This window comes from Burkholderia sp. SRS-25, from assembly GCF_004343765.1.
Taxonomy (GTDB): domain Bacteria; phylum Pseudomonadota; class Gammaproteobacteria; order Burkholderiales; family Burkholderiaceae; genus Burkholderia; species Burkholderia contaminans.
Map to the genome: position 1 here is coordinate 1 of NZ_PTXM01000043.1, position 22,043 is coordinate 22,043.

16 protein-coding genes, 1 pseudogene and 2 riboswitches are annotated in these 22,043 nt (G+C 68.3%); of the genes and pseudogenes, 8 read left to right on the plus strand and 9 right to left on the minus strand.

The genetic code is table 11. The annotated features are described in order from the left end of the window. Positions 1 to 76: 76 nt before the first annotated feature. The 5 genes and pseudogenes from C5O79_RS37070 to C5O79_RS37090 all read right to left on the minus strand — a co-directional run bounded on the left by C5O79_RS37070 (position 77) and on the right by C5O79_RS37090 (position 4,248). Positions 77 to 478: a type II TA system antitoxin MqsA family protein gene (locus tag C5O79_RS37070; protein WP_039357704.1), complete on the minus strand. Its 402-nt coding sequence runs from the start codon at positions 476 to 478 to the stop codon at positions 77 to 79. Positions 479 to 480: 2 nt separating this feature from the next. After that, positions 481 to 773, minus strand: a pseudogene (locus C5O79_RS37075) (type II toxin-antitoxin system MqsR family toxin). A 103-nt stretch (positions 774 to 876) separates the two neighbouring features. Continuing rightward, positions 877 to 1,920, minus strand: coding sequence for a succinylglutamate desuccinylase/aspartoacylase family protein (locus C5O79_RS37080; RefSeq protein ID WP_047849945.1), 1,044 nt, complete (start codon positions 1,918 to 1,920; stop codon positions 877 to 879). Between the two features lie 251 nt (positions 1,921 to 2,171). Beyond that, positions 2,172 to 2,456 (minus strand): hypothetical protein, encoded by a 285-nt coding sequence (locus tag C5O79_RS37085; RefSeq protein WP_046547875.1) that lies wholly within the window; start codon positions 2,454 to 2,456, stop codon positions 2,172 to 2,174. Between the two features lie 241 nt (positions 2,457 to 2,697). Next, positions 2,698 to 4,248, minus strand: coding sequence for a sensor domain-containing diguanylate cyclase (locus C5O79_RS37090; RefSeq protein ID WP_047849946.1), 1,551 nt, complete (start codon positions 4,246 to 4,248; stop codon positions 2,698 to 2,700). 520 nt (positions 4,249 to 4,768) lie between these two features. Here C5O79_RS37090 and C5O79_RS37095 point away from each other — a divergent pair. Genes C5O79_RS37095 through C5O79_RS37105 form a run of 3 tightly spaced genes read left to right on the plus strand, consistent with a single transcriptional unit; the run spans position 4,769 to position 9,611 of the window. Next, positions 4,769 to 7,645: a molybdopterin cofactor-binding domain-containing protein gene (locus C5O79_RS37095; RefSeq protein WP_046547873.1), complete on the plus strand. Its 2,877-nt coding sequence runs from the start codon at positions 4,769 to 4,771 to the stop codon at positions 7,643 to 7,645. Further along, on the plus strand, positions 7,642 to 8,355 hold the full coding sequence (locus tag C5O79_RS37100; protein ID WP_047849947.1) for a (2Fe-2S)-binding protein: 714 nt from the start codon (positions 7,642 to 7,644) through the stop codon (positions 8,353 to 8,355). Before C5O79_RS37095 ends, C5O79_RS37100 begins: the two co-directional genes overlap by 4 nt. Next, complete coding sequence (locus C5O79_RS37105; protein ID WP_047849948.1) at positions 8,352 to 9,611, plus strand: cytochrome c; 1,260 nt, start codon at positions 8,352 to 8,354, stop codon at positions 9,609 to 9,611. Before C5O79_RS37100 ends, C5O79_RS37105 begins: the two co-directional genes overlap by 4 nt. Positions 9,612 to 9,700: 89 nt before the next feature. Here C5O79_RS37105 and C5O79_RS38340 read toward each other — a convergent pair whose 3' ends face one another. After that, on the minus strand, positions 9,701 to 9,871 hold the full coding sequence (locus C5O79_RS38340; RefSeq protein ID WP_047849949.1) for a hypothetical protein: 171 nt from the start codon (positions 9,869 to 9,871) through the stop codon (positions 9,701 to 9,703). A gap of 209 nt (positions 9,872 to 10,080) precedes the next feature. Here C5O79_RS38340 and C5O79_RS37110 point away from each other — a divergent pair, with 209 nt between their 5' ends. After that, entirely contained in the window at positions 10,081 to 10,545 is a 465-nt protein-coding gene (locus C5O79_RS37110) for a hypothetical protein (RefSeq protein WP_047849950.1), read from the plus strand. Between the two features lie 138 nt (positions 10,546 to 10,683). Here C5O79_RS37110 and pal read toward each other — a convergent pair whose 3' ends face one another. From pal to C5O79_RS37130, 3 genes are all read right to left on the minus strand, one after another. After that, positions 10,684 to 11,175: a peptidoglycan-associated lipoprotein Pal gene (gene pal, locus C5O79_RS37115; RefSeq protein WP_122475873.1), complete on the minus strand. Its 492-nt coding sequence runs from the start codon at positions 11,173 to 11,175 to the stop codon at positions 10,684 to 10,686. A 404-nt stretch (positions 11,176 to 11,579) separates the two neighbouring features. Further along, positions 11,580 to 12,791 carry a porin gene (locus C5O79_RS37125; RefSeq protein WP_047849951.1) on the minus strand — a complete coding sequence of 404 codons (1,212 nt, stop codon included), beginning with the start codon at positions 12,789 to 12,791 and terminating at the stop codon, positions 11,580 to 11,582. Positions 12,792 to 13,035: 244 nt separating this feature from the next. Further along, positions 13,036 to 14,058, minus strand: coding sequence for an ABC transporter substrate-binding protein (locus C5O79_RS37130; protein WP_046548544.1), 1,023 nt, complete (start codon positions 14,056 to 14,058; stop codon positions 13,036 to 13,038). 137 nt (positions 14,059 to 14,195) lie between these two features. Beyond that, positions 14,196 to 14,317, minus strand: a riboswitch (guanidine-I (ykkC/yxkD leader). Between the two features lie 433 nt (positions 14,318 to 14,750). Further along, positions 14,751 to 14,884, plus strand: a riboswitch (guanidine-I (ykkC/yxkD leader). Between the two features lie 57 nt (positions 14,885 to 14,941). Between C5O79_RS37130 and C5O79_RS37140 the strand changes: the two genes are divergently transcribed. The 4 genes from C5O79_RS37140 to atzF all read left to right on the plus strand — a co-directional run bounded on the left by C5O79_RS37140 (position 14,942) and on the right by atzF (position 21,992). Beyond that, on the plus strand, positions 14,942 to 15,697 hold the full coding sequence (locus C5O79_RS37140) for an urea amidolyase associated protein UAAP1 (protein ID WP_046547867.1): 756 nt from the start codon (positions 14,942 to 14,944) through the stop codon (positions 15,695 to 15,697). A gap of 13 nt (positions 15,698 to 15,710) precedes the next feature. Further along, complete coding sequence (locus C5O79_RS37145) at positions 15,711 to 16,367, plus strand: urea amidolyase associated protein UAAP2 (RefSeq protein ID WP_039357735.1); 657 nt, start codon at positions 15,711 to 15,713, stop codon at positions 16,365 to 16,367. Between the two features lie 127 nt (positions 16,368 to 16,494). Then, entirely contained in the window at positions 16,495 to 20,088 is a 3,594-nt protein-coding gene (gene uca, locus C5O79_RS37150) for an urea carboxylase (protein ID WP_122475870.1), read from the plus strand. Next, positions 20,085 to 21,992 (plus strand): allophanate hydrolase, encoded by a 1,908-nt coding sequence (gene atzF / locus C5O79_RS37155; RefSeq protein ID WP_122475868.1) that lies wholly within the window; start codon positions 20,085 to 20,087, stop codon positions 21,990 to 21,992. Before uca ends, atzF begins: the two co-directional genes overlap by 4 nt. Positions 21,993 to 22,043: the final 51 nt, after the last annotated feature.

The following is a 22,043-nucleotide window of genomic DNA, read 5'->3' on the forward strand; positions in this document are numbered from 1 at the left end:
GGGTGAAGGGGGCGGGAGGGGCGTGCACGCGTCGAAGCCGATGCTCGACGCATGCGCGACGTCGACAGGCGAGCGGCTATGCCGCTCGAACTTCGGCGAGCAGATCGGGGTGACGATCCAGGAGTTTCAGCAATTTCACGAGGGCAAGCGGCGGATTCGTCTTGCCCGTTTCGTAACGGGAGAACGCGTTGACTCCACCACCGAAGAGCTCGGCCGCCTCGCGCTGATCCAGCTTCAGCTTCTTGCGCACCTTCGCGATGTACTTCGGGTCGACGATGGTGGCGTTCACCTGCTTGTTGAATTCGGTGATCGCTTCGCCGAGACGGGTCGCCTCGTCGAGATCCAGCACCGATTCCCCGCAGGCCGGGCAGAAATCGCCGGTGATGTCGCGAACGACAGTCGACCGGCCCTTGTAGGTATAAGGAATGTCTCGCGTGTCGCGGACCAGCCTGGCGGCACCGCATGCAGGGCACTTCATGTTCACCGCTCCTTGAAAGACACGATCACCACATCGTCGATCACCGTCAGTTTCAGGTACACGTCGCCGCGCACCGTGAAAGATCGGTGTCCTGCCGGATCGTGTGGTCGGCGTACGTCGTCATGCTCTTGTGGAAGTCGAGATCGGTCAGCGACAGCACGACATCGAGCGCCTCCCGTTCCGTGAAACCCAATAGCCGGGCGCCGAGTACCGCACTCGCCGTTAGCCGGACCTGGCCGGTTTCGACGAGTGCCTTGACGCGAGGCAGCTTGCAATGAGGTGTTCTCTTTTCCATCCGCGATCATAACCAAGTAAGTTAATTTGCCAAGTTGGTTAATGGCGAACGCATGCCGTCCGCCATGACCGGCAGGCAGCAGGGAAAGGAGATGGGTCCGGATTTAGGCCGTCTGGCCGATGCTCGGCGGCGCCGACAACTCAGCCAGCTGGAACAGGCAATCGCCGCGCTGCACCTGCGCGGGCACGCGCTTGCACACCACTTCGCCGTCGCCCTTGAAGCGGTGCAGCACCGGTTCGCGCAGCGGCGTATCGGGGAAATGCACCCACGCGGCCGGCTGCCCGGCCTTCACCTGGTCGCCGAGTTCGACGAGCGGCTCGTACAGCCCGCGCTCGTACGCGTAGACGAAGTGGCGCTCGCCGTCGACCCGCATGAAGCGCGTGACGGTAGGCGGCGCATCGGGCACGAGCGCGCCGTGCAGCAGGCCGATATGGCCGAGGTAGTGCAGCAGCCCGTGGCGGCCCATCCGGATCAGCGACGGATCGGCCATGCCCGCGCCGCCGAGTTCGGTCACGATCGAGATCGCGCCCTGGCGGCGCGCGGCCGATGCCGAATGCACGGGATTCGGCGCGTGCAGCAGCGCATTGTCCAGCCCGAACGCGACCAGCAGCCCGTTGAGCTTCGCCGCTTCGTCGGCGTCGAGCGGATCGATCGCGAGCATGTTGCCGCCCTGGTACAGCAGCGAGCTGCCGCCCGAGTGCAGGTCGACCAGATACTTCGCGCGCGACAGCAGCGCGTGCTCGATGTAGTGGGCGATCATCTGCGTCGGCGTGCCGGTCGGGTCGCCGGGGAAGCTGCGGTTCAGGTTGCCTCCGTCGAGCGGCGACACGCGCAGGCCAGCATCCGCCGCCGGGAAATTCGCCATCGGCAGCAGGATCAACTGCCCGCTGACCATCTCGGGCTCGATCTCGCGCATCAGTTGCGACACGATGATCTGGCCTTCGTACTCGTCGCCGTGATTGCCGGCCATCACGAGCGCGACCGGGCCGTCGCCGTTGCGGATCGACGCGATCGGGATCGGCAGCCAGCCGTATGCCGAGCGGTGCACGGAATGCGGCAGCCGCAGGTAGCCCGCGTGCTTGCCTGGCGCGTCGAGATCGATTTCGCAGTGGATGGGATTGCGGTGCGAGGAAGAAGAGGCGGTCATGGCGGCATCGTTCGATGAACGGAATTCGCCATCTTATCGGGAAACGACTGCCGCGCGGCGCGCAGGGAGTGCGCACCGCCGAACGCCGTCAAGCGGCACGCGCATGGATGCGTACGGGCGCGTTGCAAAGCCGATACGCGAAACCCCGTGCGATGTTGCAGCGGTGAACGCATGGCCGCTCGCCGGCCGCATTCCGGCGTGATGTTTCGCGCCGGCCCCTTGCCGCGACGGGGCCGGCGCGCGCCACCGCCTTACCGGCCCGATGTTTCAGCTTCGAGACGTCCTTCTTCCCACAGTGCCCAGAAACGGCTGCCGGCGCGATACGGATTCTCGCGGCGCGCGCCGTGATCGGCGATGCCCTGGCGAAACGCGCCGTACAGCGTGAGCGGCGGATTGTCGACGCATCGGGCTTCCCGCGCGGCCACAGGCACCGGCATACGCCGTTCGGACACGAGCCGGCGGATCAGCGATGCGCCGTCGATCACATCCAGTTCGTCGATGATTTCGCTGCGGCTGAGGACTTCGACGGTATTCATGTTGGGTCTCCCTGACACCTGTTTTCCTGACAGGGAGCAATAAGAGTGCCAGGTTCGAACAGCCTGGCTTTGCCTCGATCGTGCAGGCTTCTGCAGCCAACGTGACGGGTGGCGAGCGGCGATGTTACGGAACACGTCACGTGACACGCGAACGCGCGACGACACATGCGGCCGCGCAAAGCGTTTCGGAATTGAATCGTCGGAAGGAGCGGAGGCGGGGAAAACGGGCGGCGCAGCCGCGTCAGCTCGCGATGACGGGCGTGACCCGGCTGCTGCCGCTCGAATAGAAGCGATAGATTCCCTTGCCGGCCGACTTCGCTTCGTACAGCGCGCTGTCGGCCTGCCGGATCAGTTCGTCGGGGGAGCCGTGCCCGTCGTCGAGCGCGATGCCGATGCTGATCCCGAGGCTCACCGTCTCGCCGATCGACAGCGTGTACGGCGCCGAGATCTGCCGGATGATGCGCGCGGCGAGGAGCGAGCATGCGTGCATCGTCGTGTCGTCGATCGCGACCACGAACTCGTCGCCGCCGATGCGGGCCGCCAGCTCGCCGGACGGCAGCGTCTTGCCGAGCCGCACGGCGACCTGGGTGAGCACGTCGTCGCCGGCCTGGTGGCCGAACCGGTCGTTGATCGCCTTGAAGCCGTCGAGGTCGAGATACATCACGGCGAGCGCCGGGCCCGGCGCGCGCGGCCGGCGCGCGAGCATCCGCTTGAGCTCGGCATGCAGCTCGTGGCGGTTCGGCAAGCCCGTCAGCGCATCGTGCCGCGCGAGATGCCGGATGTGCTGCTCCGTCTCGCGGCGCGCGGTCACATCCTCGACGATGATCACCGCGTTGCCGTCCGGCACGCGGTGGCGTGTCAGTTCGAGCTGGCGGCCGTCGGCGAGCACGACGTCGAGCGGCGCGGGTTCGTCGCAGGTCAGCCAGAGCTCGCACTGCGTGGCGAGAATGGCGCCGCCGGGATCGGTCGCGTCGTTCGCACCGAGCGTCGCGACGACGGCAGGCAGCGGCGTATCGAGCATGATCTCGCGCGGCGAGCCGAACAGTTGCGCGGTGCGCCGGTTCGCGACGATCACGCGGTGCTCGCCGTCGATCATGCACAGGCCGTGCGGCATGTAGGTGAGCGCGGCGTCGAAGCGCGCGACGAGTTCGGCGTTGCGCTGGCGCGCGGCGATCAGCGCGACGAGCACGCGATAGTGACGCTGGACGACCGTACGCATCGCGGCGAGATAGATCGCGAGCGGCGGCAGCAGCAGCCACGCGCCCGGCCGGTGGGCGAGCAGCGCACCGACGCCGATCGGCAGCACGCCGAGCGTGACCTGCATCATCGCGAGCCGCGGGAGTGCCGAATTGCGCGACGCGATTCCGCCGAACACGCCGCCCGCGACCATCACCGACAGCGTGCCGAGCTCCACGTCGACGGCCTGCACGCAGCCCATCACGCCGAGGCCGAGCACGAAGCACGCGACGAGCGACACGGGCGCGTAGTGCATCGCCCAGTATTCGGCACGATCGTCGCCGTCGTTGCGTTGAATGGTGTAAGCACGCGCGATCGAGAGCCGCGCGAAGAGCAGGCCGACGTCGACGATCAGCCATGCGAGGCACCAGAGCTGCTGCAGCCGGATCAGCGCGACGACCGCGACGAAGCCGCTCGCGAGCCCGGAGAGCGCCATCGGTCGGACGTCTTCGAACAGCGTAACGAGCATCGACGGGCGCAGCGCGGCCGTCACACGGTGGTTGCCGGAGGGTGGAGTGGCGAGAACGGAGTGCAGGAGAGATGCCCTGACTGCCATGGTTTTTAACCTCGACACGATGTCGCGTGATGTCGCGATGGCTGGCGGCGACCGCACGGCACATGGCGGAAGCCCGGCCAGGCCGGATGCGCACGACATTACCATGAAACACGGGCGGCGCGGGGAGCCCGTGTGGATGCCCGGAGAGGTCCGTGGCAACGCTCGCCGCGCCGGCCACTCGTCGTCAACCACGCCCGCGCATGGCTTGCGCATTCGCCGGCGCCCGGGCAGCATCGCCGTGCGCGGAATGCGGCTCGGCGACCGGCGGGAGACCGGTCACCGTGCGCGGCGGGCTCGGTCGACACGATCGAAACCGCTGCAGACGGGCACGCGACGCGGTCGAAGCGACATCCGCGACCGACTGTCGCAGGCCGGCTGAATACCGTTATAAGAAATTCAATAAGTATTTCATGCGAGAAATACTATAGGCGATATATCAAAAACAATGCCAGAATGCGCGCCGCTCCGAACGTCGCGACACCCGATCGCCGTCCGAGCCGCCTCAGGAGGTTCCCCCCAAATGAAAAACCACGGCCTGTCACGGCGGGGTTTTCTGAAAGCCAGCGTGCTGGCGGGCGTCGCAGTGTATGTCGCGCCCCTGGGCAGCCGCGCATTCGCGGCGCTCTTCGAAGAAAAACTCCTCACCCCCGTCAAATGGGATAGCGTTACCGGCGTCCCCCAATTCCGCATCGACGGCATCGCGAAGGTCACGGGCTCGAAAGTGTTCGCCCGTGACGTGCGCGCCGCCGACATGCCGCACTGGCCGCAGCAGCAGTCGCATGCGCTGATCCTGCGCGTCACGCAGGCCGACCGGACCTACGAAGGCTTCGACCTGTCGCTGCTCGGCGACGACCTGAAGCCGGACCGCGTGGTCACGGCCGACGATCTCGTGCGCGACGGCGTCGCGTTCCCGACGTTCTACGGCGACGACATGCTGCTGCCGGCGGGCAAGACGCCCGCGTATCTCGGCCATGCGGTCGCGATCCTCATCTATCACGACTTCGCGCGCTTCCGCTTCGCGAAGAACGCGCTCAAGTTCCGCGACGACGTGATCCGCTACGGCGCGGTCACGGGCCCGCTCGAGCGCGATCCGTGGGGCACCTTCCGCTACGTGCGCGTGGGCGGCAAGACGGCCTATGACGACGACGTCTATTCGAGCCTGAAGGACGCGCCGATCTTCCCGAGCATGATGCGCAAGCACCTGCCGGTGTGGCCGGACGGCAAGGAGCACGGCAAGCTCGACGAGCAGGGCATGTTCCTCGCCGGCCAGATCGCCAGTGAGCTCGACCATCCGTCGGCCGACTGGCTCGTGTTCGACCGCGAGTACAACACGCAGTCGGTCGACACGTCCGCGCTCGAGCCGGACAACGCGAACTGCTGGTACGACGCCGCGACGCAGTCGCTGCACCTCGTCGTGCCGACCCAGTCGCCGCTCGAAGTGGCCGAGAACGCGGCCGCGATGGTCGCGAAGTGCCGCTTCCCGGTGAAGAAGCTGTTCGTGCATCCGTGCTACACGGTCGGCTACGGCTCCAAGGATCACTTCAACGTGCCGTTCTACGGCCTCGTCTGCGCGCTGTACGCGGACGGCCGCCCGGTGCGTTTCGCGAACGACCGCTACGAGCAGTTCCAGACGTCGCTGAAGCGTCACGCGTTCAAGATGCACTACCGGATCGCGGTGGACCGCAACACGGGCCTGCTGCAGTCGTTCAAGGGCGACTTCGAGGCGAACGGCGGCGGGCGCTCGAACTTCTCGCCGTCGGTGGCGATGGTGGGGGCGACGGCCGCGCAATCGATCTACTACTTCCCGAAGAGCGACCTGGCCGCGGTCGCGATCGCGTCGCGCGCGATCGATGCCGGCTCGGCGCGCGGCTACGGCACGCTGCAGAGCATGGCGGCGACCGAGATGGCGGTCGACGAGATCGCCGCGCAGCTGAACATCGACCCGATCGATTTCCGCCTGCGCAACGCGCTGCGTTCGGGGATGAAGAACACGCAGGGGGCGATTCCCGCCGGCGCGCTGCGCGTCGACGAGGTGCTCGAGCGCTCGAAGCAGCATCCGCTGTGGACGCGCCGCGCGGCGCGCAAGGCCGAATACGAGGCCGCGAACCCGGGCAAGCGCTACGGCGTCGGCTTCGCATGCGTGCAGAAGGACTTCGGCACGGGCGCGGAAGCGTCGTTCGCGAAGGTCGAATTCGACGAGAACGGCAAGGTGTCGCTGCAGCACACGGCGGCCGAGATCGGCACCGGGATGTCGACGTCGCAGGCCGTCGCGGTCGCGAAATGGCTGGGCCGTCCGGCAACGGACGTGCGCGTGGCCGTGACCGAATGGCCGGACCTGCCGGTCGAGACCAGCGGCGATCCGTACATCATGTCGCAGGCCGACCAGGATCGCCTGAGCGCGAACCCGCGCTGGTCGCCGAGCTATGCGTCGCCGTCGAGCGCGACGAACTCCGCGTACTACTTCACGCACAGCACGCGCGAAGCCGCGCGCGCCGTGTTCCGCTACGGCCTGTGGCCGGCCGCGATGTCGATCTGGACGCGCGGCCTCGGCGGCGGCCAGGCCGCGCCGTACACGATCCGCATCGAGGACGCGCGCTGGGTCGACGGCAAGCTGACCGCCGACGGCCTCGAGCCGCTGAGCTTCGAACAGCTCGCGAAGCAGGCCTATGCGCTGGGCCTGCCGACCGGCGCCGTCGTGCACGTGTTCAACCGCTGGCAGTGGACCGACGCCGAGTTCGAAGTGGGCGGCACGGTCGAGCGTCTGCCGATCGACGGGCTGTCGCTGCGTGTCGGCGCGCCGAGGACGGGTGACAACGGCCCGGTGCCCGGCACGGCCGCACCGGCCGGCGCCACCGCGATGCGCGGCACGCTGGCGCCGACCGCGAACGGCTATCGCGTGCTGGACCGCAAGCGCGTGTTCATCCCGCCGACGAGCCGCAACAATGCGGCCGTCACGTACTACACGGCAGTCGGCACGCTCGTCGAGCTGGCCGTGCACGAAGCGACCGGCAAGGTCGATCTGCTCACGCACCACTCGATCATGGAGTGCGGCAACCAGATTTCGCCGCAGCTCGTGTCGGGCCAGTTGCAGGGCGGTCTCGCGATGGGTATCGGGCACGCGCTGCACGAGTATCTGCCGCTGTATGAAGACGGCCCCGGCAACGGCACGTGGAACTTCAACCGTTACCAGCTGCCGCGCGCGTCCGACGTCGCTGTCTGGACGCAGACGGGCGACGTGCTGCCGCCGTTGTCCGAGACCGATCCGCCGAAGGGCGTCGCCGAAGTGGTGATGATTCCCGTCGTCGGCGCGATCGTGAACGGCATCGCGCACGCGATCGGCCATCGTTTCACCGACCTGCCGGTGACCCCGCAAAAGATTCAGGAGGTGCTCGCATGACGACCGCCCAAACCGCGGCTTCGGCCGCGAGCGCCAGCGCCGCTGCGACCGGCGGCGCTTCCGCGCCGAGCGCGGCTTCGGCCGCACCGGCATCCGTTCCTTCCGCGCCGGCTGCGCCGGCATCGGCGCCGGCGCCGGCCGCCGTCGAGCGTCCGCTCGTCCGGTTCCAGCAGAAGTCGCTGTCGATCAACATCAACGGCAAGTCCGTCGGCCCGATGCAGGTGCCGGAAGGGCTGATGATGATCGAGTTCCTGCACGAGTACGCCGGTCTCACCGGTTCGCGGCTCGGCTGCGGGCAGGGCATCTGCCACGCGTGCGTCGTGATCGTCGACAAGCCGGACGGCACGAGCGAGGAAATGCGCACCTGCATCACCGGCGCTCACTTCTTCCACGGCCGTTCGATCCGCACGGTCGAAGGCCACGCGAAGCGCAACGAAGCGGGCGAAGTGGTCGAGCTGTCGCCGATCCAGCAGAAGTTCCTCGAGCACTTCAGCTTCCAGTGCGGCTACTGCACGCCGGGCTTCGTCAACGCGGCGACCGTGCTGATCGAACGCCTGAAGCGCGAGCCGGTCGCGAAGGCCGACGTCGAGCGCACGATCACCGAGGCGCTCGACGCGCACCTTTGCCGCTGCACGGGCTATGTCCGTTACTACGCAGCCGTGAAGGACGTGATTTTGACGACGCCGGGACTCGTGAAGGACTCCGCATGAAACGCACACTCGCTCATCGTGTCGCGCGGGCTGCGGGCCTGCCCGCGCTCGCGGCCGCCTGCGCGCTGCTGCTCGCCGCATGCGGCGGCCATGACGCACCGGCTTCGAACGCGGCTTCCGGCGCGCCGGGTGCCGACCCGGTCGCGCGCGGCCGCTATCTCGTCAAGGCCGCCGACTGCGCGGCGTGCCACACCGCGAAGGACGGCGCGCCGTTCGCCGGCGGCGCGCCCCTCGAATCGCCGTTCGGCACGTTCTACGGCTCGAACATCACGCCCGACAAGGATCACGGGATCGGCAGCTGGAGCGCGGACGATTTCTACGCCGCGCTGCACGACGGCAAGGCGCCGGGCAAGCGCCTGTATCCGTCGATGCCATACACGTCGTACCGTCAGCTCACGCGCGCCGATTCCGACGCGATGTACGCGTACCTGAAGACCGTCAAGCCGGTCGCGCAGGAAAACCGCGAGCACGAGCTGAAGTTCCCGTACAACCTGCGTTTCGGGATGGTCTTCTGGGACATGGTGTTCCTGAAGGACAGCCTGCCCGATGCGACGACCGGCCAGTCCGCCGACTGGCAGCGCGGCCGCTATCTGGCGGGTGCGCTCGGCCACTGCGCGGAATGCCATACGCCGCGCGCGTTCACGGGCCAGCTCGACAGCGCCAGGCCGTTCGCCGGCGCCGCGCTCGGCCGCGTGGCCGCGCCCGACATCACGCCGGCCGGCCTCGCCGCGCGCGGCTGGACGGGCGCGGACCTGCAGACGTTCTTCGGCGTCGGCATCGCGCCGCAAGGCTCGGCGTTCGGCGAAATGTACCCGGTCGTGCACCTGAGCACGCAAACCATGACGAAGGACGACCTGCGCGCGCTGTCCGTGTACCTGCTGGGCGATACGCCGCCCGCGCCGCAACCGGTGAAGCCGGTGTCGGCCGACGCCGCGCAGCTCGCGGCCGGCCGCTCGGTGTATCTCGCGGTCTGTGCGGGTTGCCACGGCTTCAACGGCGAAGGCAAGCCGCACGTGGCGGTGCCGATGAACGGCAATTCGACGGTGCGCCAGGGCGATCCGCGCAACCTGCTGGTCGCGATGCTCGACGGCATCGGCGAGCAGAAGTTTGCCGGGTTCGAGAACCTGCAGCCGATGCCCGGCTTCGCGCACACGCTGAGCGACGACGAACTCGCGCAGCTCGCGAACTACCTGCGTGCGACGTGGGGCGGCCAGCCCGCGAGCGTCACGCCGGCCGACGTGAAGGCCATGCGTTAAGTCGGGCCGCAGGGCGGGGCGTCGCGCGCGATCGAGCCGGTTTCCGGTGCTCGCGCGCGACGCGTCGTCCGATTTTCTGCAGCGGCCCTTCAGTAGCCGCTGCCCCCTCCGCCACCGCCTCCGCTGCCTCCCGAGCCGCCGCCGCCATAGCGGCTCATGCCCGGTCCCTGCGCAGGGCCACTGCCCGACGACATGCATCCCGCCGACAGCACGAGCACCAGCGCGGCGATCAGCGCCGCGGCCAACCTTGCCGATTTCATGTCCGCCTCCTTGCCGCACGCGGGACGCCGGAAAGGCCGGTTCGCTTGAACCGTGCGTCTGCGCGCTGACGAAATACGAAACGTTTCGGGCGGGCGGTTTATTCCATGCTTTTTGCGGATCGTCGAACGCGAAGGGGCTGGATCGGAGCCATCGCACGGCGCCTTGATACACTCCGGCAAGCCGCCATTCCGATTCCGACTACAAGAACATGAGTGCCACCGTTGAACGCCCGACATCGCGTCCGTCCCATTCCGTCATGTTCGGCTGCATGTCGTTTGCCGTCGGCGGCCCGCTGGTCGCATCGCTCGTCTGGCCGGCCGTGATGCTGATCGCGTGGTCGTTGATCGACGGTCCGTCGTGGGAGGTACTGAAGGTCAGCGCCGGCATGGTGCCGCTGATCTTCTTCGCGTCGTTCCTGTTCGGCTATTTCGTGCCCGCGGCCGTGGCGGGCGGCATCATGGGTGCAATCGGCACGCGGATCCGGCGGCGCTGGTTCGTGCTGCTGGGGATGGTCGTCGGGGCAGGCGCGATGATCGGCTTCGTCGAACTCGTGGCCTACCTCCTGAAATCCGACAAGGTCGGCGACATCAACGCGATCGCCACGCTCGATGCGATCGTGACGTCGGCCGTGCTGTCGCACTGGCTTCATCGGCGGCTCGCACGCCGGCGTTGAACGCGGCGCGGCGCGTCATCGGCGCTGTGTCGTTGCTCGCGAGCATGCAGCGGGCGGAACCGCGCGGCCGCATCTGCGGCCTGCGGGCTGCCATGCTGTTCCTGAAGCGGATGCCGCCGCCGTCGCGGCGGCCCGCGATCAACGATAGACGAGATCGGCGCGGCGATTCTGCGCCCACGAATCCTCGTCGTGGCCGAGCGCGACCGGCTTTTCCTTGCCGAGGCTGACCGCCTCGAGTTGCGAGGCTTGCACGCCGAGCGTTTCGAGCCCGCTCATCACGGCCTGCGAGCGGCGTTGGCCGAGCGCGAGGTTGTATTCGGACGTGCCGCGTTCGTCGGTGTTGCCCTGGATCAGCACGTGCCGCGACGGATGGCTGCGCAGGTAGTCGGCGTGCGCCTGCAGCAGCGACTGGTATTCGGGCTTGACGGAGTACTGGTCGAAATCGAAGTAGACGCTGCGCTTCGCAAGCGGGCTGTTCGGATCATTGAGCTCGTCGGCGGTCACCGTGGCGACGGCTTCGCTCGAGGGTGTCGGCGCTGTGCCGGCATTCTCGGGCGTCTTCGCCGCATTGTGGCAGCCGGCGAGCAGCAGGAAGGTTGCCAGGACCGCAAATCGGTTCGTTTTGCTCATCGTTCGTCTCCAGCGGTTGACTGCGTTGAACGCGTGGGGCGTGCGACCGGCACGCCCATATCCGGCCGGAATGGCGCGAAAGGCTGGCACTCACGACGTGAATCATGTTCGTAAGCCGATGGTGCGCCATATGAAAGAGTGTCACGACCGGAACGCCAAATCTCGGCGTCGCTGGAGACAGATTAGGAAAAATGTCACAGCGTGACCAGTTTCTCCGCATTTTTTTGCGCCGATGCGACAGACCGGGCCGCATTTTTGCCGTCGCGCAGGGCGACGCCACAGCGAAAAGTCGCGCGCGGGCATGGCCATTCCGGCTCGGGGCATGACGATCGAGCGGGGCTGGAAATGCCCGCCCGACACGGTCGGCGCAACGATTTTGCGCTGCGCCGCTCCGCATTGCGTCGTCAGAACTTGTGCCGCAGCCCCAGCGCGACGACGACCTGGTTGCTGTTCGCCGACGGCGTCAGCGTCCAGACGGTCGCGTTGAACGCGGGATTGCCGTTGCCGCCGCTCACGCTCTGGTAGACGCCTTCGAGGTACGCATCGGTGCGCTTCGACAGCGCATAGTCGGCTTGCGCCACGACCTGGTTCCATTTCGGGCGCGTTTGCCCGGTGCGCGTGTCGAAACGGCCCATCGTGTACGTGTAGGCGGCCGAAAGACTCAACGCACGCGTGACGGCGTAGCGCCCGTCGATCGTGAAATTGTCGAACACCAGCGATTCACCCTTCAGCGGTGCGATGCCGCCGCCCTGGAGCACGCCGGTCACGCCGTCGGTGGTCGAGTGCGACCACGCGGCGCCGACAGAATGCGGCCCGAATGCATAGCGGCCGGCCGCGGCCCAGATCTGCTGGTTGCCGCCGGTGATCGTCGCCGAGCCGTCGACCGTGCTGAGCGCGCCATTCGGGTTCGGCGCATTGCGGTCACGGCTGATCTTCAGGTAGCCCGCGCCGAGCTTCAGCGGCCCGTTCGCGTACGACACGCCGGCGCTCCACGCTGCGTTGTTGGCGAACTGGCCGGCCGTGTTCGAGAACCCGACCATCGCGCCGAACGTCAGCCCGCGGTACGTCGGGCTCGTGTACTTCACCGCGTGATTGATGCGAAGGTTGCGGTTCGAATCGTCGTTGTCGTACGGATGCACCGCGAGGTTGCCGCCCCAGCCGGGGCCGGACGCGCCGAGCGGCGTCACGAAATCGAGGATCAGGTCGTACTGGCGGCCGAACGTGAGCGTGCCGGCCGTCTTCGAGCTCAGGCCGATCCATGCCTGGCGGCCGAACAGGTCGACGCCTTTCTGCGACAGTGCGCCGGTGGTGCCCGAGAAGCCGTTCTCGAGCGTGAAGACCGCGGCGGTCCCGCCGCCCAGATCCTCGCGGCCGCGCAGCCCCCAGCGCGACGCGTTCAGTGCGCCGCTCGTCATCGCGACGGTGCCGCTGCCCGGCGAGCCGGCGCCGTGCGTGCGCTGGTTGGTCGCGTAGGTGATCGACGTGTCGATCAGGCCGTACAGCATTACGCTGCTCTGTGCGTGGACACCGCCCGACGCGAGGGCGGTCAGGCAGGTGGCAATGGCGGTCTCCGCGAGTCGAGTGCCGGCGTGCTGGTTCATCTTGTAGGAATGCATAGGAGTTTTTATCGTTTTTCCGGCCCGGTGGCGGGCGGATCGAGCGGCCATTATTGGAGATCGTGTGGCGGTCGATTAAGGCGCTGCACAGGAAAGGTCCTCTGCGAAATCGCGTGGAATCGCGTGGAATCGCGGCGAGGTTGGGAGCGGGAAGATGGTCAGGCAGCGGGTGCGGATTGACGCAACCGCGGTGTGGGGGAAGTGCGCGCGCGGGGCCGGCGCCAGAAGCCCGGCCCCGTGTCCGTCAATGCGGCATCACCAGGCGCGGATCGATATACGCGTCGATGTCCTGCGACTGCTTGTACACGCCGTTGCGCACGTTGAACGCATTCGCGTTGCGCGTCGAGCCGTAGATCGAATCGAGTCCGTCGCCCTTGCGGAACGCGCGCTTCGCGGCGGCTTCGTCGAGCAGGTGAGTGCCCTTCAGCAGCGGGAGGTATTGCTCCGGCGCAAGCCCGACGCGGGCGGACATGATCCGGACCGCGTCAGCCTGCGTCTTCGGATCGTTGATGTAGGCGACGCAGCGGTACCAGACCTTGATCACCTTGGCCCAGTCGGCGCGGCGCGCGGCAAGGCTGGCCGGCGCGACCGTGATCGCGTCGTAGATCAGCCCGGGCGCATCCGCCGACGTGAAGATCGCGCGTGCGCCCGGTGCACGCTTCAACGCCTCGCCCGCGTTCGGCTGCCAGGCGGCCACCGCGGCGATGTCCGTCGACGAGCCGAGCACCTGCGGCAGTTCGTTGGTTTTCGCGTTGACGAGCGTCACGTCGCCGTCCTTCAGCCCGTGCTTCTGCAGCGCGGTTTCGAGCAGCAGGTGATCGACGAGACCGAGTTCGACGCCAACCTTCTTGCCCTTCAGCGCCTCGACGGTGCGCAGCGGCGGCTTGGCGACGATCATGTCGTTGCCGGCGGAATAGTCGGTGAGCAGGACCATCACGTTCTTCGCGCCGGCCGAGCCCGTGACGAGCGCGTCGCCGTTCGTTGCCGCGACCGCGTCGAGCTTGCCCGCGGAGAACGCGTCGAGCGATGCCGAATAATCGAACCATTCGAAATCGACGTCGACACCGGCCTCCTTGAACCATCCCTTGTCGAGTGCGACCTGGAACGCGACCCAGCCTGGCCAGTCGCTGTAGCCGATCTTGAGCGGTGCTGCCGCGTGCGCGGCGGGCGTCATGAGTAGCGTGGCGGCCGTAACGGCGGCCCCCCATGCGTGACGGACGGAACGGCGGGACAGCAGGCGGCCAAGCGCCAGGGCGGGGCGGGTCATCGTTTTCTCCAGGAGACCGGGATCGGGATCGTCGATACGGACCGTGCTCGTGCGCGGTCCGGCCGCGTGGCCGGTTCCTGCGGATGCGGAACGAATGAAGCGGCCACGGAGAGGCGCGACGGCCGTTGCCATCGCCAATCTCCCGGGCTTTTGTCCCGCCGTGTAGCGCGTGTGCGTCCGGTCTCGCGATCGGACGAACCCGCACCGGGCTGCTCTCGGACCAGACGTTCGATGAACCGGAACCCTAGCACCCCTAAGATGCGACGCCGCCGCACCTCTCGGCGTCATGCCGAGCGAGAAGCGTGCCAACGGCACGCGGCGGGGGCGGCTCAGTGGCGCCGCGACCTGCGCTGCAGTTCGATGAAGCGGGCGGAGAAGAGCGCGCTCAGCGCGCGCCGGAGCAGGTCGAGCTTGTTCATGAGGTGTCGCGTATCGAGTGAAGGTGCATGCATCGAGCAATGCCCATGCCATTGCCGATCGTGTCGTGCAGGCAGGCGCGGCGCGCACTGCACCGGTGCGGGCGCGCGTTCGCATGGTGCGCGGCACGCCCGCCGTGAGGGCAGCCATCCGCATCCGGTGCGGTGTCCGTCAGCGCGCGCATGCCGGAAAGCCGCGCGGCGCGGCGATTCCTCACCCGCTGGCACGCAACTCGCTTATTCAGTGCCCGAGAGGTGCGAAGCAATTTGCATCATCTTCAGGATCGCTAGGGTTCCGGTCGTGCGGCGTTCGCGCCGCGCGATGGCTGGTCCGAGAGCAATCCGGTCTTGTCTTCTCCTCGCTTCGAGGAAACGGCGAGGCTCCACGGAGGGATAAAAGCCCGGGAGGTCGCGATGTCGTTCGGTCGCCCTCTCATGCCTTTTGTCCAATCGACCCCGGAGCCGCCATGTCGCCGAGCCCCCAAGCCGTCCTTGCCCCGCCGCCACACGTCGTGTGGGAAACGCTCATTCCCGCCGGAGCCCACTGGTCCGGCATCCTGCGCCGCGGTCTGGCGCTGCGCGTCGTCGATGTCGACGGCGGCGCGAACCTGTCCGCCGTATTTCATCGCCAGGAAGACCCGCTCGAACGCTACAACATGGCCGACACGCTGAAGGCGCAGCACACCGCGCATCTCACGCGCGGCCATGCGCTGTACACCGACATGGGGCGCGTGATCGCGTCGATCACGGCCGACACGCTCGGCTGGCACGACCCGCTCGGCGGCGTCGGCGATGCGCGGCTGTTCACGCACAAGTACGGCACGACGACGTACCAGGCCGATCGCAACGCGATGATCCGCAACGGCCGCGACAGCCTCGTGCTCGAACTCGCGAAATACGGGCTGTCGGCGCGCGACCTGGTCGCGAACGTCAATTTCTTCAGCAAGCTCGACACCCGCGACGACGGCGCGCTCGATTTCGTCGCCGGACATTCGCCGGCCGGCAGTGCCCTCGACCTGCGCTTCGAGATGAACACGCTGGCGGCGTTCTCGACCGCGCCGCATCCGCTCGATCCGCACCCGGACTACGCGCCGAAGGCCGTGAAGCTGATCGCGTACCGCGCGTATCCGGCGGACGGTGCCGCGCCGGAAGACGACCCGTGCCGCCGCGCGTGCGCCGAGAACGTGCGCGGCTTCGCCAACACCGATCGCCTGTTTGCGTAAGGAGAGCCGAGCCATGCCGATCATCGAAAGCCGTCTCGACCCGCGCGATGCCATTCACGACACCACGCTGAATGCGGGGGAGCCGTGGCTGCACGACCTGAAGCGCGGGCAGGTCTTCCGCATTCTCGACCTCGAAGGCAACCAGGCCGTCGACACGCTGTTCTACCGGTCCGACGACCCCGAGGAGCGCTACAGCGCGCAGGACACCATCCGCGCGCAGCGCAACCTGTACCTGAGCGCGGGCAGCGTGCTGCTGTCGAGCCGGGGCAACCCGATGGTGACGATCGTCGCCGATACCTGCGGCCGTCACGACACGCTCGGCGGCGCGTGCGCGGCCGAGAGCAACACCGTGCGCTATGCGCTCGACAAGCGGCACATGCACAACTGCCGCGACAGCTTCCTCAACGCCATCACGCATTGCACGTGCGGCGCGGGTGCGCGGCTCACCAAGCGCGACCTGGTCGGCAACGTCAACTTCTTCATGAACGTGCCCGTCACGCCGCTCGGCGGGCTGACCTTCGAGGACGGCATTTCCGCACCGGGCAAGTATGTCGAGATGCGCGCGGAGATGGACGTCACGGTGCTGATCTCGAACTGCCCGCAGCTCAACAATCCGTGCAACGGGTACAACCCGACGCCGGTGCGCCTCACGATCTGGGAGGCGGAATGAACGACCGCCAGGCTCACTTGCTTTGCATGGGGCCGGAGTACGCGCTGAAGCGCTACTTCGGACCGACACGTTCGCTGCCCCCCGAGGGGGCGGTTGCCGTCCTTGGGGCGGCCCGGCGGGAGGCAACATGAAATTCACGAAAGTCCTCGTCGCGAACCGCGGCGAAATCGCGTGCCGCGTGATCCGCACGCTGAAGCGGCTTGGGATCGCGTCGGTCGCGATCTACTCCGACGCCGACCGTGATGCGCGCCACGTGGCGCTCGCCGACGAAGCCGTGCGGGTCGGCCCCGCGCCGGCGGCGGACAGCTACCTGAACGTCGCGGCGATCCTCGCCGCCGCACGCGAGACGGGCGCGCAAGCCGTGCATCCCGGCTACGGCTTCCTGTCCGAGCACGCGGGATTCGCCGACGCATGCGAAGCGGCGGGCCTGCGCTTCATCGGGCCGCGCGGCGACCAGATGCGCGCGTTCGGGCTCAAGCACACCGCGCGCGAACTCGCCGCTGCACAGGGCGTCGCGCTGCTGCCGGGTACGGGCCTGCTCGACGATGCACGGACGGCGCTCGCGGAAGCCGACGCGATCGGCTATCCGGTGATGCTGAAAAGCACCGCCGGCGGCGGCGGGATCGGCATGTCCCTGTGCCGCGATGCCGCGCAGCTCGAAGCGGCGTTCGATTCCGTCGTGCGGCTCGGCGCCGCGAACTTCGCGCATGCGGGCGTGTATCTCGAGAAATTCGTCGAGCACGCGCGGCACATCGAAGTGCAGATCTTCGGCGACGGCCGCGGCGATGCGATCGCGCTCGGCGAACGCGATTGCTCGGTGCAGCGCCGCAACCAGAAAGTGATCGAGGAAACGCCTGCGCCGGGCCTGACCGACGACGAGCGCGCCGCGTTACACGCGAGCGCGGTGCGGCTTGCCCGCGCGGTCGGCTATGCGTCGGCCGGCACGGTCGAATTCGTGTTCGACGCACATACGCGCCAGTTCTATTTCCTCGAGGTGAACACGCGGCTGCAGGTCGAGCATTGCGTGACCGAGGAAGTGACGGGCATCGATCTCGTGGAATGGATGATCCTGCAGGCGGAGGGCGACCTGCCGCCGATCGGCACGCTCGCCGTTGCACCGCGCGGCGCGAGCATCCAGGTGCGGCTCTATGCGGAGGATCCGCACAAGCAGTTCCTGCCGAGCGCGGGGCTGCTGACGCACGTCGCGTTTCCGGACGACGTGCGCGTCGACGGATGGATCGAGGCGGGCACCGAGATCAGCGCGTACTACGATCCGCTGCTCGCGAAGCTGATCGTGCATGGCGAGACGCGCCGCGACGCACTGGCCGCGCTGCAGCGCGCACTGGCGCGCACGGAACTGTACGGCATCGAAACCAATCTCGACTATCTGCGCGCGATTGCCGGTTCGGACACGTTCGCGCGCGGCGCAGCGACCACCGCCTTCCTGTCGCGCTTCGCGTTCGCGCCGCACACGATCGACGTGCTCGACGGCGGCGTGCAGACCACCGTGCAGCAGGCGCCCGGGCGTGTCGGCTACTGGAACGTCGGCGTGCCGCCGTCCGGGCCGATGGACGATCGCGCGTTCGCGCTCGCGAACGCGCTGCTCGGCAACGCACACGACGCGGCCGGGCTGGAATTCACGATGGTCGGCGCGACGCTGCGCTTCAACGCCGAGACACTCTTCGTGCTCGGCGGCGCGCCGCTCGCGGCATCGCTCGATGGCGAACCCGCCCCGTTCTGGCAGGTGCTGCGTGCGCGGCCAGGTGCGGTGCTGAAGCTGGGCGGCGTGACGGGCGCCGGCGTGCGCGCCTGCCTGGCCGTGAAAGGCGGGCTGCAGGTGCCCGACTATCTCGGCAGCAAGGCAACCTTCACGCTCGGCCAGTTCGGCGGCCATGCAGGGCGTGCGCTGCGCAAGGGCGACGTGCTGCATCTGGACGAGGAAGCCGGGCGCGGCGACGCGGGCGCCACGCTGGCCGCGGCGGACATCCCCGCGCTGACGCACACGTGGACGCTCGGCGTGCTCGACGGCCCGCACGGCGCGCCGGATTTCTTCACGCCGGACGACATCGCGATGCTGTACGGCACGCAGTGGACGGTCCATTACAACTCGAGCCGGACCGGCATCCGGCTGATCGGCCCGAAGCCGCAGTGGGCACGCGCGGACGGCGGCGAAGCCGGCCTGCATCCGTCGAATATCCACGACAACGCGTATGCGATCGGCGCGGTCGATTTCACCGGCGACATGCCGGTGATCCTGGGCCCGGACGGCCCGAGCCTCGGCGGCTTCGTGTGTCCGGTGACGGTCGTGCATGACGAATTGTGGAAGCTGGGGCAACTGCGGCCGGGCGATACGGTGCAGTTCGTCCGCGCCGGTGCGTCGACCACGCTCTCCGCCAACACGGTGGTTGCGCATCCGGCACCCGCCGGCACGCCGGACGAATGCGTGTTGCATCGCGACCCGTCGGCCGGCGGCGGCATCGGCGTCGTCTACCGGCGCTCGGGCGACCGCAACGTGCTGGTGGAATACGGGCCGCTCGTGCTCGACCTGAACCTGCGTTTTCGCGTGCACGCGCTGATGTGCTGGCTCGACGCGCACCGTCTGCCCGGCATGCTCGACCTGACGCCGGGCATCCGTTCGCTGCAGGTGCAGTTCGATGCACGGACCCTGCCGCTCGACACGCTGCTCGCGCATCTGCAGGCGGCCGAACGCGAGTTGCCGGAAGTCGCCGACATGCGTGTGCCGAACCGCATCGTGCATCTGCCGCTGTCGTGGGACGATCCGTCGACGCGTGTCGCGATCGAGCGCTACATGCAGTCGGTGCGGCCCGATGCGCCGTGGTGCCCGAGCAATATCGAGTTCATCCGGCGGATCAACGGTCTGGCCGGCATCGACGAAGTAAAGCGCATCGTGTTCGACGCGCGTTATCTCGTGATGGGGCTCGGCGACGTGTACCTCGGAGCGCCCGTCGCGACGCCGATCGATCCGCGCCACCGGCTCGTCACCACGAAGTACAACCCCGCGCGCACCTGGACGCCGGAGAACGCGGTCGGTATCGGCGGCGCGTATCTGTGCGTGTACGGGATGGAAGGGCCGGGCGGGTACCAGTTCGTCGGCCGGACCGTGCAGATGTGGAACCGCCACCGCACCACGCGCGAGTTCGAAGCCGGCAAGCCGTGGCTGCTGCGCTTCTTCGACGAGATTCGCTTCTACGAAGTCAGCGAGGCCGAGCTGGCGGAGCTGCGCGCGGATTTCGTCGCGGGGCGCGCCGGGCTGAAGATCGAGGAATCCGTGTTCGATCTCGGCGCGTACAACCGCTTCCTGCGCGACGAGGCGGATTCGATCGCCGCGTTCAAGGCATCACAGCAAACGGCGTTCGAAGCGGAGCGCGAACGGTGGCGGGTGGCCGGGCATGCCGAATACGTCGGCGACGCGGCGCAGGGCGAGGCGGACGCCGCGCGGGAAGCGGGCGCGCTTGCCGATACGCAGCGCGCGATCGCCGCGGACGTGTCGGGCAGCGTGTGGAAGGTGCTGGTCGAAGCCGGTGAGCGCGTGACCGAAGGGCAGGTCGTCGCGATCGTGGAGTCGATGAAGATGGAGGTTGCGGTGACGGCGACGGAAGACGGCACGATCGAGACGATCGATTGCGCACCGGGCGTGGCGGTGGTGGCCGGCCAGCGGCTGATGGTGATGAAGGCGGCCGCCGCCGAGGAGGTTGCATGAGCACGACGGAACGTTCGATTTTGCCCGGCATCCGTTCGATCGCCGCGCTGCGTGCGCGCTATGCGAAAGGCGACCTGACGCCGCACGCGCTCGTCGGCGAGATTGCCGCGCATTTCGCCGCGGGCGATCCGCATCATGCGTGGATCCGGCCGCTGACGCATGGCGAGATGACGGCCTATGCCGACGCGCTGGCCGGGCGCGATCCCGCGTCATTGCCGCTGTATGGCGTGCCGTTCGCGATCAAGGACAACATCGACCTCGCCGGCATCCCGACCACGGCAGCTTGCCCGGCCTACACGTACACGCCGGCGCGCAGCGCGCCCGTCGTCGAGCGGCTGGTCGCGGCCGGCGCGATTCCGATCGGCAAGACCAACCTGGACCAGTTCGCGACCGGCTTGTCGGGCCAGCGCTCGCCTTATGGCGCGTGCCGCAATGCGCTCGATCCGCGCTATGCATCGGGCGGCTCCAGCTCCGGATCGGCGGTGGCCGTCGCGCTCGGCGTCGCGTCGTTCTCGCTGGGTACCGACACGGCGGGCTCCGGGCGCGTGCCGGCCGCGTTCCACGGGCTCGTCGGGCTCAAGCCGACCAAGGGCGTGCTCAGTACGCTCGGCGTCGTGCCGGCCTGCCGTTCGCTCGATTGCGTGTCGGTGTTCGCGCAGTCGGCGGCCGACGCGCGAACGGTGTTCGCCGCCGCGCACGGCGTGACCGATGGCGATCCGTACGGACGCGCGTGGCAGCCGCTGCTGGGCGCGGACGGGCTTCGCGCGCAACCGGCGCGACCGCTCGGGCAGTTGCGTTTCGGCACGCCGCGTGCCGATCAGCTGCAATTCTTCGGCGACGAATCGTATGGCGCGGCATGGCGCGCCGCGCTCGAGCGCCTGCGTGCGACCGGGGCGAAGATCGTCGAGATCGATTTCAGCGCGTTCCTGGCTGCCGCGCGGCTGCTTTACGAAGGCCCGTGGGTTGCCGAACGGCTCGCCGCGATCGGCGCCTTCGCCGCGCGGGAACCCGACGCGCTGCATCCGGTGATCCGCGAAATCGTCGGCGGCGCGGCGCGTTTCAGCGCGGCCGATGCGTTCGCCGCGTTCGATACGCTCGCGACGCTGCGCGTCGAGGCCGGCCGCGCATGGGACGGACTGGACGCGATCGTCATGCCGACTTCGGCGACGACGGCGACCCTCGACGCACTCGAAGGCGACCCGATCGGCGTCAATTCGCGTTTTGGTTACTACACGAACTTCGTCAACCTGCTCGACCTGTCGGCGATCGCGGTGCCCGCCGGCATTTGCGAAACCGGGCGGCATGCCGGGTTGCCGTTCGGCATCACGTTCGTCGGGCGTGCACACGACGACGCGCGGCTGCTCGATCTTGCGCAGGCGTGGGCTGACGCGGAGGAACGCGGCAGCGGCGAGGGTGGCGGTCTGCCGACGAACGTCGCAGGCGACACGGGGGCAACAACAGCACCGGTGCCCGGCGCGTCATCCGGCGTCGTGCGTGTGGCTGTCGTCGGCGCGCATCTGCGCGGCGAGCCGCTCAACTGGCAGCTCGCGCAGCGAGGCGGACGTTTCGTCGCCGCGACGACGACAGCGCCCGCCTATCGTCTGTACGCGCTATCCGCGGCGGCATCCGGCGGCGTCGCCAAGCCGGGCCTCGTGCGTGTGCCGGACGGCGGCGCGTCGATCGCGGTCGAAATCTGGGAGATGCCCGTGGACGCTTACGGCAGCTTCGTCGCCGGCATTGCCGACCCGCTCGGCATCGGCACGCTGACGCTCGAGGACGGCGCCCGGGTGCAGGGTTTCCTGTGCGAGAGCGCGGCGCTGGACGGCGCGCAGGACATCACGCACTTCGGCGGCTGGCGTGCCTACCGCGCGAGCGCCGCGACCGGCGCACGCGCATTGCAATGAACGCACGGTCGCGCGGTGCCCCGGCATGCGCGCGACCGGCACCTGAAACGA